Source organism: Colwellia psychrerythraea 34H (genome assembly GCF_000012325.1).
Taxonomy (GTDB): Bacteria; Pseudomonadota; Gammaproteobacteria; order Enterobacterales; family Alteromonadaceae; genus Colwellia; species Colwellia psychrerythraea_A.
In genome coordinates this window covers 4,057,646-4,074,029 of sequence record NC_003910.7, presented here as the reverse complement: position 1 = coordinate 4,074,029, position 16,384 = coordinate 4,057,646, and the positions used below count along the sequence as shown (strand labels likewise).

At 38.5% G+C, this 16,384-nt stretch carries 16 protein-coding genes; 4 read left to right on the top strand and 12 right to left on the bottom strand.

All coding sequences use genetic code 11. The features are described from left to right. Window positions 1-280 precede the first annotated feature (280 nt). On the top strand, window positions 281-2,242 hold the full coding sequence (gene htpG / locus CPS_RS17450; RefSeq protein WP_011044649.1) for a molecular chaperone HtpG: 1,962 nt from the start codon (window positions 281-283) through the stop codon (window positions 2,240-2,242). Between the two features lie 254 nt (window positions 2,243-2,496). Continuing rightward, window positions 2,497-3,141, top strand: a complete 645-nt coding sequence (gene adk, locus CPS_RS17445) for an adenylate kinase (protein WP_011044648.1) — start codon at window positions 2,497-2,499, stop codon at window positions 3,139-3,141. A 67-nt stretch (window positions 3,142-3,208) separates the two neighbouring features. Here the strand turns inward: adk and CPS_RS17440 are convergent, their stop codons facing one another. The 11 genes from CPS_RS17440 to hisG all read right to left on the bottom strand — a co-directional run bounded on the left by CPS_RS17440 (window position 3,209) and on the right by hisG (window position 12,721). Continuing rightward, entirely contained in the window at window positions 3,209-3,688 is a 480-nt protein-coding gene (locus CPS_RS17440) for a GNAT family N-acetyltransferase (RefSeq protein WP_011044647.1), read from the bottom strand. A 21-nt stretch (window positions 3,689-3,709) separates the two neighbouring features. After that, on the bottom strand, window positions 3,710-4,006 hold the full coding sequence (locus tag CPS_RS17435) for a DUF6559 family protein (RefSeq protein WP_011044646.1): 297 nt from the start codon (window positions 4,004-4,006) through the stop codon (window positions 3,710-3,712). Between the two features lie 135 nt (window positions 4,007-4,141). Next, window positions 4,142-5,032: a hypothetical protein gene (locus CPS_RS17430; protein ID WP_011044645.1), complete on the bottom strand. Its 891-nt coding sequence runs from the start codon at window positions 5,030-5,032 to the stop codon at window positions 4,142-4,144. 127 nt (window positions 5,033-5,159) lie between these two features. After that, a complete protein-coding gene (gene hisIE, locus CPS_RS17425; protein ID WP_011044644.1) occupies window positions 5,160-5,780 on the bottom strand; it encodes a bifunctional phosphoribosyl-AMP cyclohydrolase/phosphoribosyl-ATP diphosphatase HisIE in 621 nt (206 codons plus the stop codon). Further along, window positions 5,774-6,550: an imidazole glycerol phosphate synthase subunit HisF gene (hisF, locus tag CPS_RS17420; RefSeq protein WP_011044643.1), complete on the bottom strand. Its 777-nt coding sequence runs from the start codon at window positions 6,548-6,550 to the stop codon at window positions 5,774-5,776. Before hisF ends, hisIE begins: the two co-directional genes overlap by 7 nt. Then, window positions 6,550-7,335 (bottom strand): 1-(5-phosphoribosyl)-5-[(5-phosphoribosylamino)methylideneamino]imidazole-4-carboxamide isomerase, encoded by a 786-nt coding sequence (gene hisA / locus CPS_RS17415; RefSeq protein ID WP_011044642.1) that lies wholly within the window; start codon window positions 7,333-7,335, stop codon window positions 6,550-6,552. The genes hisF and hisA overlap by 1 nt, the downstream gene beginning before the upstream one ends. Then, window positions 7,332-8,009: an imidazole glycerol phosphate synthase subunit HisH gene (gene hisH, locus CPS_RS17410; RefSeq protein ID WP_011044641.1), complete on the bottom strand. Its 678-nt coding sequence runs from the start codon at window positions 8,007-8,009 to the stop codon at window positions 7,332-7,334. Before hisH ends, hisA begins: the two co-directional genes overlap by 4 nt. An 11-nt stretch (window positions 8,010-8,020) precedes the next feature. Then, window positions 8,021-9,106: a bifunctional histidinol-phosphatase/imidazoleglycerol-phosphate dehydratase HisB gene (gene hisB / locus CPS_RS17405; RefSeq protein WP_011044640.1), complete on the bottom strand. Its 1,086-nt coding sequence runs from the start codon at window positions 9,104-9,106 to the stop codon at window positions 8,021-8,023. 55 nt (window positions 9,107-9,161) lie between these two features. Continuing rightward, entirely contained in the window at window positions 9,162-10,322 is a 1,161-nt protein-coding gene (hisC, locus tag CPS_RS17400; RefSeq protein WP_238383556.1) for a histidinol-phosphate transaminase, read from the bottom strand. A 2-nt stretch (window positions 10,323-10,324) separates the two neighbouring features. After that, the gene (gene hisD, locus CPS_RS17395; RefSeq protein WP_011044638.1) at window positions 10,325-11,629 is read right to left on the bottom strand and encodes a histidinol dehydrogenase; all 1,305 of its coding nucleotides are present in this window, start codon (window positions 11,627-11,629) and stop codon (window positions 10,325-10,327) included. 189 nt (window positions 11,630-11,818) lie between these two features. Continuing rightward, window positions 11,819-12,721, bottom strand: a complete 903-nt coding sequence (gene hisG / locus CPS_RS17390; RefSeq protein ID WP_011044637.1) for an ATP phosphoribosyltransferase — start codon at window positions 12,719-12,721, stop codon at window positions 11,819-11,821. 613 nt (window positions 12,722-13,334) lie between these two features. On the opposite strand from hisG, the gene CPS_RS17385 reads away from it, so the two are divergent. Next, window positions 13,335-13,682: a hypothetical protein gene (locus CPS_RS17385; RefSeq protein ID WP_011044635.1), complete on the top strand. Its 348-nt coding sequence runs from the start codon at window positions 13,335-13,337 to the stop codon at window positions 13,680-13,682. 55 nt (window positions 13,683-13,737) lie between these two features. Then, entirely contained in the window at window positions 13,738-15,681 is a 1,944-nt protein-coding gene (locus CPS_RS17380; RefSeq protein ID WP_011044634.1) for an ATP-dependent DNA helicase, read from the top strand. Between the two features lie 170 nt (window positions 15,682-15,851). Here CPS_RS17380 and CPS_RS17375 read toward each other — a convergent pair whose 3' ends face one another. Next, window positions 15,852-16,349: a glycine cleavage system protein R gene (locus CPS_RS17375; RefSeq protein ID WP_011044633.1), complete on the bottom strand. Its 498-nt coding sequence runs from the start codon at window positions 16,347-16,349 to the stop codon at window positions 15,852-15,854. Between the last annotated feature and the right edge of the window lie 35 nt (window positions 16,350-16,384).

Here is a 16,384-nt window from a genome sequence, read left to right as displayed (position 1 = left end):
TATACATTTCCGGAGTAGGACAACCTACTCCGGTATTTTCTTTCTATCTTGCGTTTCCCTTCCTATCCCAGATGAATACGATTTTTTACTGCTTAGTGAAATAGAAGAATCAATTAATTAATTTTAGCCATGAAGTTGAATTGTCGTTAGTTTATTGCTTTTCTTATTGTCAATTGATGAGCATTTATAGTTATCCCTTGAATTTTCTTTCCTCAGCCCCACATAGTTTCTAACAACTTTTTAAAAGTACATTAATAATTTTTCACCGGAGATATTTTAGATGTCAGAAACTAATCAAGTACAAAATCATGCGTTTGCATCGGACAATGCCAAAATACTACAATTAATGATCCACTCACTATATTCAAATAAAGAAATATTTTTGCGTGAGTTAGTATCTAATGCCGCTGATGCTGCAGACAAGCTGCGCTTTAAAGCATTATCAGATAATACATTGTACGAAAACGATGGTGACCTTCGTGTTCGTGTTAGCTGTGATAAAGAAAATAATACATTAACAATTTCTGACAATGGCATCGGCATGAACGTTGACGAAGTTATCGAGCATTTAGGTACTATCGCAAAATCGGGTACTGCTGAGTTCTTCTCGCAATTGTCAGGTGATCAAGCGTCAGACTCACAACTTATCGGTCAATTTGGTGTTGGTTTTTACTCTGCATTTATTGTTGCTGATAAAGTAACTGTTCGTACCCGCAAAGCTGGTGATAGCGCAACGGATGGTGTCGAGTGGATTAGTGCTGGTGAAGGTGAATTCACTACGGCTAAGATAGAGAAGACTAATCGCGGTACTGATATCATTCTTCATTTAAAAGAAGATGAATCAGAATACGCAGATGACTGGCGTTTAAAGTCTATTGTTACTAAGTACTCAGATCATATTTCTGTGTCAGTTGAAATGTTAACTGCAGAAGTTCCTGCTGTTGAAGCTGTAGCTGAAGTGACAGATGAAAAAGATAATGTAACAAGACCAGCTGCTGATGCAGTTGATGCTATTCCTGCACTTTGGGAACCTGTTAATAAGGCTACTGCTTTATGGACACGTGAAAAAGCTGATATTACAGATGAAGAGTATAAAGAATTCTACAAGCACGTTTCTCATGACTTTGGTGATCCTTTATTGTGGGAACATAATCGTGTAGAAGGTAAAACAGAATATACTTCTCTTTTATATGTACCGACTAAAGCACCATTTGATATGTACAACCGCGAAAAACAACATGGCTTGAAGTTGTTTGTACAGCGTGTATTTATTATGGATGATGCTGAACAATTCATGCCGACTTACTTACGCTTTGTAAAAGGTCTTTTGGATTCTAACGATTTACCTTTGAACGTTTCTCGTGAGATTTTGCAAGATAACAAGGTTACCCAAGCTATTCGTAAAGGCTGTACCAAACGTGTACTGAAAATGTTAGAAAAACTTGGTAATAAAGATGCTGATAAGTACCAAGGATTTTGGGATGAATTTGGTCAAGTATTAAAAGAAGGTCCTGCTGAAGATCATGCAAATAAAGAACAAGTTGCTGGGTTATTACGTTTTGCCTCTACTCATGAAGATTCTACGACACAAAATGTATCGTTAGCTTCATATATAGAACGTATGAAAGAAGGTCAGGACAAAATTTATTTTGTTGTTGCTGATAGCTTTGAAGCGGCAAAAAATAGTCCTCATTTAGAAGTTTTCCGTAAGAAGGGCATTGAAGTATTATTAATGTCAGATCGAATTGATGAGTGGTTAGTAAGCCATTTAACAGAGTTTGATGGTAAACAACTGCAATCGGTTACTCGCGGTGGACTTGATCTTGGCGATATGGATGATGCAGAAACAAAAGAAGCTCAAGAAAAACTTGAGAAAGAGTATGATTCTGTTGTTAAACGCATTAAAGCGAGTTTAGACGGCAAAGTTAAAGAAGTTAAACTTTCTCAACGCTTAACAGATTCTCCTGCATGTATAGTAGCTGATGATGATGATATGAGTAGCCAAATGGCTAAGCTAATGGCATCGGTTGGTCAAGAGGTACCTGATACCTTACCTATCTTTGAGATCAATGGTGAGCATGCACTGGTTAAGCATGTAGCTGATGAGCAAGATGATGATATGTTCAACCAATGGGTTGAAGTATTGTTTGAACAAGCGATGTTGGCTGAACGTGGTAGCTTAAAAGATCCAGCAAGCTTTGTTTCACGCTTGAATAAGTTAATGTTAAGTCTTACTAAGTAAAATATGCAATCTAAACGTAATATTTAGCTAGTACTTTAGTCTTAAAAAGGAGGGTTTCATGCATGAAACACCTCCTTTTTTGATCAATCGACCCTTTCACCACTTGTTTGCACATAGCCTAACTTGTATAGTGTCAGCGACTTTATTGTAAAGACAAGAAATATTACCTTTGTTCGATCAAATGAATATTTATGCTATTTAGCAAAGGTAATATTTACTTCCACACTTCAACCATCAATTTAAGGTTACATAATATGCGCATTGTTTTATTGGGTGCTCCAGGCGCTGGTAAAGGCACACAAGCACAGTTCTTAATGGCTAAATTTGGTATTCCACAGATCTCAACAGGCGATATGCTACGTGCTGCTATTAAAGCAGGATCGGAGCTAGGTAACAAAGCCAAAGCCGTAATGGATGCTGGTCAATTAGTTTCTGACGATTTAATCATCGGATTAGTTAAAGAGCGAGTAGCTCAAGAAGATTGTAAAGCTGGTTTTTTACTTGATGGCTTTCCTCGCACAATACCACAAGCAGATGCAATGAAAGAAAGTGGTATTGTTGTTGACCATGTTCTTGAATTTGATGTACCAGATGAAGTCATTGTTGAACGTATGGCTGGCCGTCGTGTACATTCTGGCTCAGGTCGTGTTTATCACCTTGTTTATAACCCACCAAAGGTTGAAGGCAAAGATGATGTAAGTGGTGACGATTTATCCATTCGTCCAGATGATGAAGAAGCGACAGTGCGTAAGCGTTTAGCTATTTACCACGAGCAAACTAAGCCATTGGTAGATTTCTATCAAGCAGAAGCTAAATCAGGTAGCTGTAGTTATTTAACTATTGATGGCACACAAGCCGTTGAAAAAGTTAACCAATTATTATCAGCTCAACTGGCTTAAGTTATAGTCATTTAGTTAATAAAAAACTCGCGTAAGCGAGTTTTTTTGTTTCTATGATCGCTAGTTATTAGCTAGACAGTCGAATCATAGCAATATGCGGTATGTCGTCTTCTAGGTACATTTCTGATACCTGAGTGAATCCGTGTTGCTGGTAATAGGCTTTTAAATGTTGTTGTGCTGAAATCTTAATATTTTCATTGGGAAAATGTTGCTGACACCGCGTTATAGCTTCTGTCATCAACTGATGACCTAAACCACCCCCCCTTGCTTGAGTTGCCGTTACGACTCGGCCAATACTGACATGATCAGGGTAACTTTGTCCTCTTGGTAAAATACGTAGATATGCCACAAGCTGATCTTCTTGATAACCCAATAGATGTAGTGTTTGAGAATGTCTATCTAGTAAGTCTTTATCACTATCTAAGTCGGGATAAAAACAGGTTTGCTCAACAACAAAAATATCAATACGTAGTTTTAGCACATCATATAATTGGTCAAGAGAGAGCTCTGTGAATTTTTTAGTTTGCCAAGTAGTTTTTATTGTCATAATTATTAAAAGTTTAAATGTTTAAATGTTTAGAAGTTTCAGGTAACCATAATACCTACGGTCACTAAGGTAGTCCTTGATTTCTTGTTTGTACTTTCTCATACATAACTCAGGAAATTCAGTAGCAGTAACTTTATTTAATGCACACGAATCAAGAAAGAGTAGATAACCAAGCGGCAAGTAGTTTGGATTGAAGTTACATTGATAAATAGTCGATCTGACTTGACTGGCATTATAAAAAGTTTGTTCGCCATAACGTTTTTGCAGCTTAGGTAATAGTTGATTGCCATACTTTTTTATTGCCATCCGCTTTAACATCGCTAGTCCTTAGCTGTTACTTATTATGCTGTAATATGAATACCACTCATTATTCTTGTAAACAATGCTTAGGTTCATTAAATAACTTTATTTGCCAGCATGGTACTACATGTCGAGAATGAATTCGATAAATACTCAGGGGTTAATAATGATGACTTTCTTGGTATCAACAAAAAAGCCTGCTTGTTGATACGCTTTAACAATAGCACCACGTGAGCGGAGTATTTTAAGGCCTTTATTTATAGCAATAAAAGCTTCCTGCCCTTTAGGGTGTATTTTACTAATAACAAAATGACGAGAATCTTTAAGTACAACACCAATATTTTTAACTGGCACTAAATGTACTTTATCCATAATAAAGCTTTGGTCTGGGGTCGAGTTAAATGGCATTAGTATGAAATCGATCCATTCTATATTCACCATACGTACCATAGATAACCAGGAATCATCCCTGGTGAGTTTTTTAAGGGGCAACTGCTCAAGAGTATGCCAGTCAGTGCTCCATTTAGGCGTTGACACAGCGGTAAGATCGTTAAGATCAGTCAGTTTTTTTACCGAGAGTGTTTTTTTATTATGAGGGCTAGTGTATATGCCAGCAACGTACTCACCATTTCTGATAACTTCGTCAGAAATATAAAGCTTGTCGGAGAGAGGGAGTGCATCTTGTTGCCAGTAGGAATCAAAACTAATCAGTAATTGGCCATTTTGTAACATCTTAGTGTTACGAAAGTTAACCTTACCAGGTGCATAAGTGAAACTATGCTTAAAGCCACCAAGCTTGAGTGCTCGCTGAGCAATAATCATGTCGACGACATCACGACGGATGTTTTTGCCGGAGAAGTTATCTATTAAGCTAATATCTCTATCATCTACAAACTTTAGATAGTCAATGTAGACATCGTCTCGAATATAGACAAGAACACTATCTGTTTTAGCATGCACAAATTGTGTGATGAAAAATAGTGCAAAGAGGAGTAGTGCTTTAAGGGGGAACGCTGGATATGAGCGATAAAATGAGTTTTCCATAAGCGAACGCCATCTAATTAAAACCTACTTCACTGGTGTTAGAATAAAAGCATCCCTGTTTTATAAAGATAACAAGGATGCTAGTAATTAGCAAAGTAGCTTAAACGTTCATTAACAGAGTTGGGGACTACTTGTTATGACGTGTTTGCAACACTTCCATAACCTCACTGAGTTCTATTTTTTGATCAGCGAGTAATACCAGGGTGTGATAGAACAAATCTGCACATTCCCCCAGTAAGTCTTCTTTGGTTTCAGCGACAGCAGCAAGTGCTACTTCAACACCTTCTTCACCTACTTTTTGAGCCATTTTAGTAGTACCGCGAGAGAATAAATGAGCAGTGTAACTCTCTTTAGGATCATCATCTTTGCGTTGTTGAATGACTTGCTCAAGTTGGCTAAGAAAGTTTTGTTGAGTAAGCTTTTGCTCAGGGAAACAAGATTCGGTTCCTAGGTGACAACTTGGACCAATGGGTTCACAAGCAATAAGTAAACTATCGTTGTCGCAATCAGTTAACACTTGTTTCACTTCTAGGAAGTTGCCAGAAGTTTCACCTTTAACCCATAGTGCTTGTTTTGAGCGGCTAAAGAACGTTGCCTTTCCCGTTGTTAGGGTTGCTTGTAAAGAGGCTTGGTTCATATAACCTTGCATTAAAATTGCACCTGTAGCGGCATGCTGAATAATTGCAGGAATAAGATTATCCATTTTCTGCCATGCCAAATCATTTATATTATCGTTAGTTACTAACATGGTCTTACCTCAATATTTTGTTCTTTTAAGTAGATTTTTAAATCTTTAATCGGAATGATACCTTTATGGAAAACAGATGCAGCGAGTGCACCATCAACATCGGCTTGTTGATAAACATCACTAAAATGTTCAATAGTTCCAGCACCACCAGAAGCGATTAAAGGCACACTACATTTTGCTCTTGCTTGTTTTAACTGCTCAATATCGTAACCTTGACGAACACCATCTTGGTTCATGCAATTTAGTACAATTTCGCCAGCACCTAAGCTAACCACTTTTTCAATCCAGTCGAATGTGTTCCAACCTGTTTGTTGAGTGCGTTTTTCATCACCAGTAAATTGATAGACCTGATATTCATCAGTCTCTTTGTTATAAAAGCTATCAACGCCGACGACAATGCATTGCTGACCAAACACATCCGCTAAACGTGTGATTAAGTCAGGATCTCGCAGTGCAGGGGAGTTGATACTGATTTTATCAGCACCCATCATTAATATTTCTTTGGCGTCGTTTTCGCTTTTTATACCACCAGCAACACAGAAAGGAATATCAATTACTTCTGCGATACGGCTTACCCAGCTTTTATCAACTACACGGCCGTCGCTACTTGCGGTAATATCATAAAAAACTAATTCGTCAGCACCCGCTTCAGCATATTGTTTTGCTAAAGGCACGATATCGCCAATGATTTCATGATTACGAAATTGTACACCTTTAACTACCTTGCCATCACGAACATCAAGACAAGGAATTATTCTTCTGGCTAACATTATTTATCACCTGTATTACTTGAGGTATTACTTTCAGCGTTGTTTGCTGAGGTCTTTGGCCAACAAGCAATTGCTTCTTCAAGCGTGAATTTTCCTTCTAACAATGAACGACCTAAAATAACGCCACTTACGCCAGTTGGTATCAAAGCCTTAATATCAGCTAAGCTACCAATACCGCCTGAAGCTTGCCAATCAATATCAGGATATTTAGCACAAACCTCAGAGTATAAATCAACATTGGTGCCTGTTAACGTGCCGTCTTTACTAATGTCAGTACATAGTACGTGTTTGATACCAGCATCTTGGTATTGCGCAAGTAAATCTTCTAGGTTCACACCGCTATCTTCAATCCAGCCATGTGTCGGTAATGTTTTATTGCCCTGTGCGTCAATTTTAATGTCTAGCGCTAATACAATTTTTTCACAGCCGTAGGTTTTTACCCATTGTGTTACGAGTTCAGGTTGCTTGATAGCTAAACTGCCAATAACAACGCGATCTGCACCAAGCGCTAATAATTGTTTTACGTCATCTTCACAACGTACACCACCACCTACTTGAATAATCATAGATGGGTGGTTAACGACTGTTTTTAAGGTTTTTAGTTGACGTTTAGTGCTGTCTTTAGCACCATCTAAATCAACAAAATGCATAACAGTAGCACCTGATTCAGCATAGGCTTGTTGACGGTCTTGTACCGTATATTGGTAATTCGTTTTTTGAGCGTAATCGCCTTGGTATAAACGAACAACTTCACCACCGATAAGGTCAATTGCTGGGATCATCATAAGTTTACAAGCTCCTGATTAAGTTCTGTAGAGTCTAACTCGAGAAAGTTTTGAATTATTTTACTGCCTAATGCACTAGAGCGTTCAGGGTGAAATTGACAACCGATAAAGTTATCTTTCGCAATAGCAGCAGAAAAAGTACTGCCGTACTCACAACTGGCAATGGTGTATTCACTGATTGGCGCTGCGAAGCTATGCACAAAATAAAAGTAATCGCCTTCAGATATTCCCTTAAAAATAGGATGATTGCTTACTTGAGTGAGCGTATTCCAGCCCATATGTGGCAATCTATTTCCTTGTGCTTTTAATGGTTCAACGTTTGTTGGGATCAAATTTAAGCAAGGGACTATGTGACTAGTATTGTCATCATTATTACCTTCAGTTGAGGATTTTTTACCTTCGGTTGAAGACTCAGTCATTAACTGCATGCCTAAACAAAAGCCAAGTACAGGCTGAGTTAACCCTTGCAAAGCAGCCTCTAAATTTTTAGCTTTAATGTTTTTCATGGCATGCTTAGCGCTACCAACACCTGGGAATATAACTTTTTCAGCTTGTTGGATTATCGTTATATCATCAGTGATAGTAACCTCAAAGCCAAGTCTCTCAACGGCAAACTTAACAGATGATAAATTAGCACAGCCGGTATCTACAATGACATTTTTTGCTGAAGTCATTACCTTTGTCATTATAAGGTACCCTTTGAACTTGGCATTGCATCCCCATCAACCTTGATTGCTTGACCTAATGCGCGACCAAAAACTTTAAATAAGCTCTCAACTTGGTGATGACAATTACCTTTACTCGTTGATAAGTGTAATGTTATTAACATTGAATCAGCAAGGGAGCGGAAAAAATGAGGTACCATTTGTGTAGACATGGTACCGACATTGGCACTGGTGAAATCAGCATCAAATTCTAACCATGGACGACCAGAAAGGTCGATAGCACATTCAGCACGACATTCATCCATAGGTATTGTAAAACCAAAACGATTAATACCGCGTTTATTGCCTAATGCTTGTTTAAGAGCTTGCCCTAAAGCTAGTGCAGTATCTTCAACACTGTGGTGTTCATCAATATGATAATCCCCACTAACGTGACACTGTAAGCTAAAGCCGCCGTGAGTAGATATTTGATCTAACATGTGGTCAAAAAAACCTAAACCAGTATCTATACTGCTTTCACCGGCTTTATCTAAGTTAACGGTAACCGTAATATCTGTTTCTTTGGTTGTACGCGTAACAGTAGCTATCCTTGGTTGCTCTAACTGAGTAATTATTTGCTCACTCACTTGCGCCCAATTTAATGTCTCGGGGTCATATTTGATGCCAACGATGCCCATGTTAGCGGCAAGTCCCATATCTGTTTCTCTATCGCCAATAACAAAAGAGTTAGCGAAATCTACACGACCTTGTTGCAGGTACTCACTCACTAAACCAAGTTTAGGTTTACGGCAATTACAATTGTCTTCATCAAAATGAGGGCAAAGTAATACATCTTGAAAATGTACACCTTGAGAGCTAAATAAGTCCATCATCTTGTTGTGAGGTAAATCAAAGTCTGCTTGTGGAAAGCTGTTTGTTCCTAGCCCATCTTGATTTGAAACCATCACTAGTTTGAAACCTTTCGCTTGCAACTTTAATAACTCTGCAATGACATTAGGTTCGAATACAAGTTTTTCCAAAGTATCAAGCTGCTTATCGATAGCTGGCTCTTCCACTAAAGTACCGTCACGGTCGATAAATAATATTTTCTCTTGTGTATTACTCATAAAATGCTCTTCATTATGTTTGTTACGCCACACCTATAATGTAGCATTACGTTACTTATAGTGTTTCTAATAGCTGTTTTAGCTGCGCGATTTCGTCTTCACTGCCAATACTTATTCGTAGGCAATTTTCAAGCTGTTGTTGCTTAGACTGATCACGAATTAAGATGTTATGTTCTACTAAGAGGTTAAATACTTTGTTTTTTTCATCGATATTATTACAACGAAACAGTACAAAGTTAGCATTGCTATCAAAAACATCGCTACACCACTTTTGTTGCTTCAGCCATTCACTCAACTGTTCACGTAAACTATTGGCAGAAATTACTCTGGCTTGCATAACGTCTAAATCATTCGTTAATACTTTGCTGGCAATTTCAGCAACAGGTGCTGCGATAGGGTAAGGCGCAATAACCTTACTGAGTAGTGTGATGACTGCTTTATTCGATAAGGTAAAACCACAGCGTAATCCTGCTAAGGCAAAAGCTTTTGATAAGGTTCTTAGTATAATCACGTTATCATATTGGCTAATTAATTTAATATTTACTTGCTCAGCACCCAATTCTTTATTGGTATATTCATAATAGGCTTCATCTACAACAACCATAGCGCTGTCTTTAAAGATCTCAATAGCGGCTTTAATTTGTGCTGATGATAAGGTGTTACCTGTAGGGTTTCCTGGCGAGCATAAAAAGACAACTTTTGCTTTTCCTACTTGTTGCTTCAATCCTTCAAGGTCTAGCTGGCATTGTGCTTCTGGCGTATTCACTAATGGTACGCTAATAATACCAGCACCGTGATTTTCTGCGCTGATAGCATACATACCATAAGTTGGTGGGCAGATCAGGACGCTATCTTGATAAGCACGGCAAAAACTACGAATAATTAATTCAATACCTTCATCTGCGCCGCGAGTTGCCAGTATATTATCAACAGGCAAGTTACAATAATTACTATAAGCTTTTAATAGTGCTTGCGGTTGAAAATCAGGGTAACGATTAATATTCTCGCTGCTTAATTGATACTGACCTTGACCGGGCGCTTCATTAGCATTCAACCAAGTTCTGCTATTGGCTTGCTCATTATCACCGCTGGCAAAAAGACGTCTAGCAGATTGATAAGGAACCATATCGACTAACTCTTCTCTTGCTAACTTATCTATCAAGCTGTCAGTTGTTAAGGTAATACTTTCTGATGCGTCATTTACTGGCGAGGTCATAACTAACTACCTTCTTCTAGACGAATTGTTACCGCGCGCTGGTGTGCATCTAACCCTTCAGCATCCGTTAACTCAATAATGCATTCAGCTAAACTTTGTAAACCCGCTTTTGTTATTTCTTGTACAGTAAAGCGACGAGAGAAGTCCGCTAACGATAAGCTTGAAATAACTTTTGAGTAACCATAGGTTGGTAAAACATGGTTAGTACCACTGGCGTAATCACCCGCAGATTCTGGCGTATAAGCACCGACGAATATCGAACCTGCATTTCGTAATTTACTGAGTAATGTTGGAGCATCTTCTGTTTGAATTATTAAGTGTTCAGGTCCGTATTCATTTGATACTTCAACAGCCTGCGCTAAATCTTTAGTCAGAATTAAGCGAGATTGCTTTAACGCTTGTTCTGCAATTTTACAGCGAGATAATAAGGTAAGTTGCTGCGCTATTTCAGTTGATACTTTTGAGATTAAAGACTCACTATCACTGAGTAGTATTACTTGGCTATCTACACCGTGCTCTGCTTGGGATAATAAGTCAGCCGCGATAAAGGCTGGATTTGCTTGCCCATCAGCGATAACTAATACTTCAGAAGGGCCTGCTGGCATATCAATGGCGAAACCTGCGACTTGCTGTGATAACTGAGTTTTAGCTTCAGTAACATAACGATTTCCAGGTCCAAATACTTTATTTACCGCTGGAATTGTTTCTGTGCCGTAAGCGAGTGCCGCAATGGCTTGTGCACCACCAACGGTATATATTTCTGTAATACCACAAAGATCGGCAGCCACTAATATTTCATCAGCTAATTGGCCATTTTTATCCGGAGGACAAACAAGCACGGTACGTTGACAGCCAGTAAGTTGTGCAGGTACGCCTAACATTAAAACCGTAGAAGGCAATGGAGCAGAGCCAGCAGGAATGTATAAACCAACACTTTCAATAGCTTCCGTTTTTAACGTGCATTTAACGCCAGGCGTTGTTTCAACGGTAATGTCAGAAGCTGTTTGCGCGCTATGAAATGACTTTATCTGCTTGTAAGCGGTGTGAATAGCTTTTAAGCGTTTATCTGTTAATGCTAATTTGGCTTGGGCAACTTGCGCTGAGCTTACGGATAATGTGCTAAGTGCGATACCGTCAAACTGCTCAGTTAACGCAAGAATAGCTTTATCACCTTGATTTTTAACTTGCGATAAGATGTTAGCAACTTGCGTTGATAATAAAGCGCTGTCGGCAATAGCCGGTCGAGCAAGGGCACTATTTTTTTGTTGCGGTGAAAGCTCTTGCCAATTGATAAGTTGATTTATCATAATTATATCTCGGTATTAATATTTTCAATATTCAATGTTATTGTCTGAGAAACTAAGCTAAATAATTGTGACTTCAGCAAAGCTGTCAAGTTGTGAGTTGCCTGAGCTTAGCTTCTTTACTCGGTATTGCTAAGTGATTGCAACGAACAACGCAGACAATGCCGCTGAAGTTTCAAGTATACTGCTTATTTAGCCCATCATCTTCTCAATTGGCATCACTAGGATAGAGTGACAACCTAAAGCTTTTAATTGTTCCATGGTTTCCCAAAAGAATGTCTCTGTTGCGACTACGTGTACAGCGACCATATTGTCACGCTCAGCAAGTGGTAAAATAGTTGGTGTTTCTGTGCCAGGCATTAATTTGCTGACTTCAGCTATCTTATCTTTTGGCGCGTGTAGCATAATGTATTTGCTTTCTTTCGCTTTCATTACGCCATGAACACGTGGCAATAATGTATCTAAAATGGCTTGTTTTTCTTCACACAATGGGTCAGCTCGTTGAATCAGTGATGCTTTTGAACGGAAAACTTCAGCCACCTCTTTTAAGCCATTAGCTTCAAGTGTTGCGCCAGTAGAAACTAAATCACAAATACCGTCAGCTAAGCCAACGCGAGGAGCTACTTCAACTGAGCCTTTTAACAAACAAAACTCTACATTAATGCCGTTAGCTTTAGCAAAACGATTTAATAATTGTGGGTAAGTTGTGGCAAAACGTAGGCCGTCTAAACACGCTAAACCTGTGTATTCAAATTCTTCAGGCATTGCAATTGAAAAGCGACAGCCGCCAAAATCTAAAGAGGTAGTGCGAATGTACTCAGACTTATTACCTTTCAATTGACGATCTAATTCTTCTTCTTCGAGTGTGTTATCACCAACGATGCCTAAATCACAAACTCCGTCCATAACTAAACCTGGAATATCGCTACTGCGGACACGCATAATATCAATAGGCATATTGCTTACATGAGCTAATAATCTTCTATCACTCAAATTTAGCTTTAATCCACAAAGCTTAAGTAGTTTTTGGGTGTCTTCACTTAGGCGTCCTGATTTTTGCATGGCAATGCGTAAACGTGGCTCTGATGTGCTCATAATGTTAATTCCTATCGTTTTTAATCTTAAAATTCGTCATGTATATACAATTTATTATTCGCCAAAATGCGAAAACCCCCGAGAGAGTCGTGACTCTTTCGGGGGTTTAGCAATTACAATTACTTCTATTAAGAGGATGTATTATGCTTTTTTAAACCACTGAAAGGCCAGTTGCCCTTCAGTAATTTACTTATTAAGTAAACCTGAATGGGCTAGTTGTAGTGATGGTGATGATGTCGGCGATTCAGGTTAATAATCATGGTTAAAAAGTCTCTAATAGTAGGTCATTTGCTGTTAACTTGATGGTAATCTAAAATTAAGTTAACAGGTAGAAAAATAATTTGTTTTGATGCTGTTTACACTACTGTGTAATTAAGATGCCTGCAAGTAATAAATAAGGGTTTTTTATTATGATTTGTTATATGAATCATACTTAAAGTTATTACTCTAAATTGATTGTGTAGGCCAGTTAAAATATATAGCCTAAAGATTTTAAGCGAATAGTCGATAACATGGTATTGCAATATATACCCAAGCTACCTGAAACACGCATCTTCAAGTAGTTTGGATATAATGATTTATGTGCAACTTTTAAATTGCGGAGGAACTAAGAATGGATATTTTTACTACTCAATTAACGCGTGTAGTCCCTGTACCGATTAAGCCAGCAAACTTGAAGGTTAAGGCATTACTCAAAGAGGCAGCTAACAGTAAGCTTAGCCAAGACCCTGATCATATTGAAAACCATGAGTGTTATTTTACCACGGAAGAAGATCAATACCACTCCAGCCGACAAGGGGGTGAGCAAGAGCAGCATGCTAAGCAAAAGGAAGAACATAAAAATCAAACTGATAGCATCAAGAATGATGTTGCTTCAGAGCAAGACGAAAAAGAGATTAACGTTGAAAAATCTGACAATGGTAATAACGACGATACTAAGCACTTAGATCTTTATGCTTAAGCTGTAGTTAAGTATACTCTCTGCATAAATACTCATTTGTGTCCTCACATTTTACATGACCGAAAACAACGTTAGCCAAGTTAGCCAAGCATTTTCTCCAGAAGGCGCTTTGGCTAAAGCCATCAAAGGCTTCTCGCCACGTCAAGCGCAAACCGATATGGCACTTGATGTTGCCCATGCAATAGACAAACAATCATCGCTTATTGTTGAAGCAGGAACCGGTACCGGAAAAACCTTTGCTTATTTGATCCCTGCCTTTTTATCGTTAAACCCGAAAAATCCTAAAAAAATAGTAGTCTCTACGGGTACTAAGAACTTGCAAGAGCAACTCTTTCATAAAGATATTCCCCTAATTAAAAAGGCGCTAGCGAGTAATGCGCAAGTCGCTTTATTAAAAGGTCGCGCAAACTATTTATGTAACTATCGGTTAGCGCAGTATCAAGATAGTAGAGGTCAACTTGATGCTCAAATGTTGCAAGATCTAGTTAAAGTGAAAACCTGGGCAAATGGCACGCAAAGTGGCGATATTGGCGAATTAGTGAATGTCAGTGAAGACTCCAGTATTTTTCCTTTTGTAACGAGTACCTTGGATAATTGTTTGGCAAGAGATTGCCCAGACTATGAAGCATGCCACTTAGTTCGAGCCCGTCAAAAAGCAAGTGATGCTGATATTATTGTGGTGAATCATCATTTGTTTTTTGCTGATATGGCCTTAAAAGATACTGGTTTTGGTGAGCTTATACCTAAGGCTCAAGTGATGATTTTTGATGAAGCGCATCAAATTGGGGATATCGCGAGTGAATATTTTGGCGAGGCATTTTCTAGCAAGCAACTCGTTGATTTATGTACCGACGTATTACAAGTACACCGTAGTAGTTTAACTGATGTTAAACAGTTAGGTTTAGCAGCCGAAAAACTACAAAAGACTTGCCAAGAGTTTCGCCTGTTATTTAATTATGATCCGGAACGTGGCAATTGGCGGGAAAAGTATAAACAAGTTCAATTTCAGCAAAAATTCGCTAACCTAAAAATTGATTTAGATTTTCTATATCAAGTGATAAAACTGTGTGTTTCAAGAAATGAAGCGATAGATAATTGCTTTGACCGTGCTGTTAATTTACTTGCTCAATACGACGTGATGGCAAATGTTGAAGCATACGGCATGAGCTTTTGGTATGAAACCACTCCGCGGAGCGTGGTATTGCATCAAACCCCTTTAAACGTTAGTGAAAAGTTTAATACCTTTGTGAAAGAGTCGGGTGCCGGTTGGATTTTTACCTCAGCAACATTAGCTGTAGATAATAGCTTTAATCATTTTGCTAAACACTTAGGTTTACAAGATGCTAAACAGTTATTACTTGATAGCCCGTTTGATTACCAAGCGCAATCGCAGCTTGTTGTACCGCGTTATTTACCGCAGGCCAATGATAAAAATCGCGCCTTAAAGTTAGCTGAGTTGGCAGAGCCGTTGATTAAAGCCAGTAAAGGTGCCTGCTTTATGCTTTTTACTAGTTATCGTGTAATGCACCAGGTTGCTGAAGTTCTAGCTGAGAGTATTGATAACCCCTTATTAGTGCAAGGTAAAATGGCTAAGCGAAAACTGCTTGAGCAGTTCGTCGAACAAGATGATGCGGTACTGCTAGCTACGGCAAGTTTTTGGGAAGGTATTGATGTTCGTGGTGATAAGCTCACTTGCGTGATTATTGATAAGTTACCTTTTGCTTCACCGGACGACCCTCTGTTGCAAGCTCGGTGTGAAGATGTAAGACGTCAAGGCGGAGAGCCCTTTAGTCAAATTCAATTACCTCAAGCGGTTATCGCGTTAAAGCAAGGGGTAGGGCGACTTATTCGTGATGTTAGTGATCGTGGTGTGCTAGTGATTTGTGATGATAGGTTAGTGAATAAACCTTATGGTGAAACTTTTTTGAAAAGTTTGCCTGATATGAAACGTAGCCGAGATATTAATAAAGCTGCAAAGTTTTTGGAAACCTTATCCTAGGATAGCGTCTTCAAGGGTGATAATCATAACCCCGTATTTATTAACTATTGGTGAGTGAAATTGATATAAAAAACGAGTGCTCATGGCACTCGTTTTTGATTAGCATACAGTTAAATTAACGTGTTGCTTAATAGTAAAGCAGTCTTACTAAGCACTATTAACTAGATAGACTAGCGGGAAATATCTACCATTAAGTCATCTGCGATTTGCTCTAATGCACTGATAAGGTGATCAACCGATTTATCATCAATAGCAATTTGTACTTTCGCTTTAAAAATATCTTGGCCACTATGGGCCGCGCTATCGTGTGAGCTTACTAGCTTGATTAAGTTACCATTTTGATGATGAATAACAGAGGATACTTCTTGTACAATTCCCGCTCTATCATTAGCAGTAATTTCCAGTACTAAATTACTAATAACGTCGGGCATGTTAGGCTCTGCCACTTCAATTTGGCAACTTAATCCTTTAATAGCTTTTAATGCACTGATTAAGCTTTCACTTTTTTCACTTGCTACGGCAACTTCAATCACGCCGGCGAAAAAGCCTGATAAATGATGCAAACTACTAACTTGCCAGTTGCCTTGATGCTTGGAAATAACTTTAGATAAAGTGTCTACTAGGCCTGTTTGATCTGGGCCAATACAAGAGATGATTAGATGATTCATTAAGACTCCTTAAAGGTTTGGATAGAGATGTTGTA

Excerpts from the sequence above, each read along its gene's own strand:
- htpG (WP_011044649.1), top strand. The coding sequence starts at position 281 with ATGTCAGAAACTAATCAAGTACAAAATCATGCGTTTGCATCGGACAAT.
- adk (WP_011044648.1), top strand. The coding sequence starts at position 2,497 with ATGCGCATTGTTTTATTGGGTGCTCCAGGCGCTGGTAAAGGCACACAA.
- CPS_RS17440 (WP_011044647.1), bottom strand. The coding sequence starts at position 3,688 with ATGACAATAAAAACTACTTGGCAAACTAAAAAATTCACAGAGCTCTCT.
- CPS_RS17435 (WP_011044646.1), bottom strand. The coding sequence starts at position 4,006 with ATGTTAAAGCGGATGGCAATAAAAAAGTATGGCAATCAACTATTACCT.
- CPS_RS17430 (WP_011044645.1), bottom strand. The coding sequence starts at position 5,032 with ATGGAAAACTCATTTTATCGCTCATATCCAGCGTTCCCCCTTAAAGCA.
- hisIE (WP_011044644.1), bottom strand. The coding sequence starts at position 5,780 with ATGTTAGTAACTAACGATAATATAAATGATTTGGCATGGCAGAAAATG.
- hisF (WP_011044643.1), bottom strand. The coding sequence starts at position 6,550 with ATGTTAGCCAGAAGAATAATTCCTTGTCTTGATGTTCGTGATGGCAAG.
- hisA (WP_011044642.1), bottom strand. The coding sequence starts at position 7,335 with ATGATGATCCCAGCAATTGACCTTATCGGTGGTGAAGTTGTTCGTTTA.
- hisH (WP_011044641.1), bottom strand. The coding sequence starts at position 8,009 with ATGACTTCAGCAAAAAATGTCATTGTAGATACCGGCTGTGCTAATTTA.
- hisB (WP_011044640.1), bottom strand. The coding sequence starts at position 9,106 with ATGAGTAATACACAAGAGAAAATATTATTTATCGACCGTGACGGTACT.
- hisC (WP_238383556.1), bottom strand. The coding sequence starts at position 10,322 with ATGACCTCGCCAGTAAATGACGCATCAGAAAGTATTACCTTAACAACT.
- hisD (WP_011044638.1), bottom strand. The coding sequence starts at position 11,629 with ATGATAAATCAACTTATCAATTGGCAAGAGCTTTCACCGCAACAAAAA.
- hisG (WP_011044637.1), bottom strand. The coding sequence starts at position 12,721 with ATGAGCACATCAGAGCCACGTTTACGCATTGCCATGCAAAAATCAGGA.
- CPS_RS17385 (WP_011044635.1), top strand. The coding sequence starts at position 13,335 with ATGGATATTTTTACTACTCAATTAACGCGTGTAGTCCCTGTACCGATT.
- CPS_RS17380 (WP_011044634.1), top strand. The coding sequence starts at position 13,738 with ATGACCGAAAACAACGTTAGCCAAGTTAGCCAAGCATTTTCTCCAGAA.
- CPS_RS17375 (WP_011044633.1), bottom strand. The coding sequence starts at position 16,349 with ATGAATCATCTAATCATCTCTTGTATTGGCCCAGATCAAACAGGCCTA.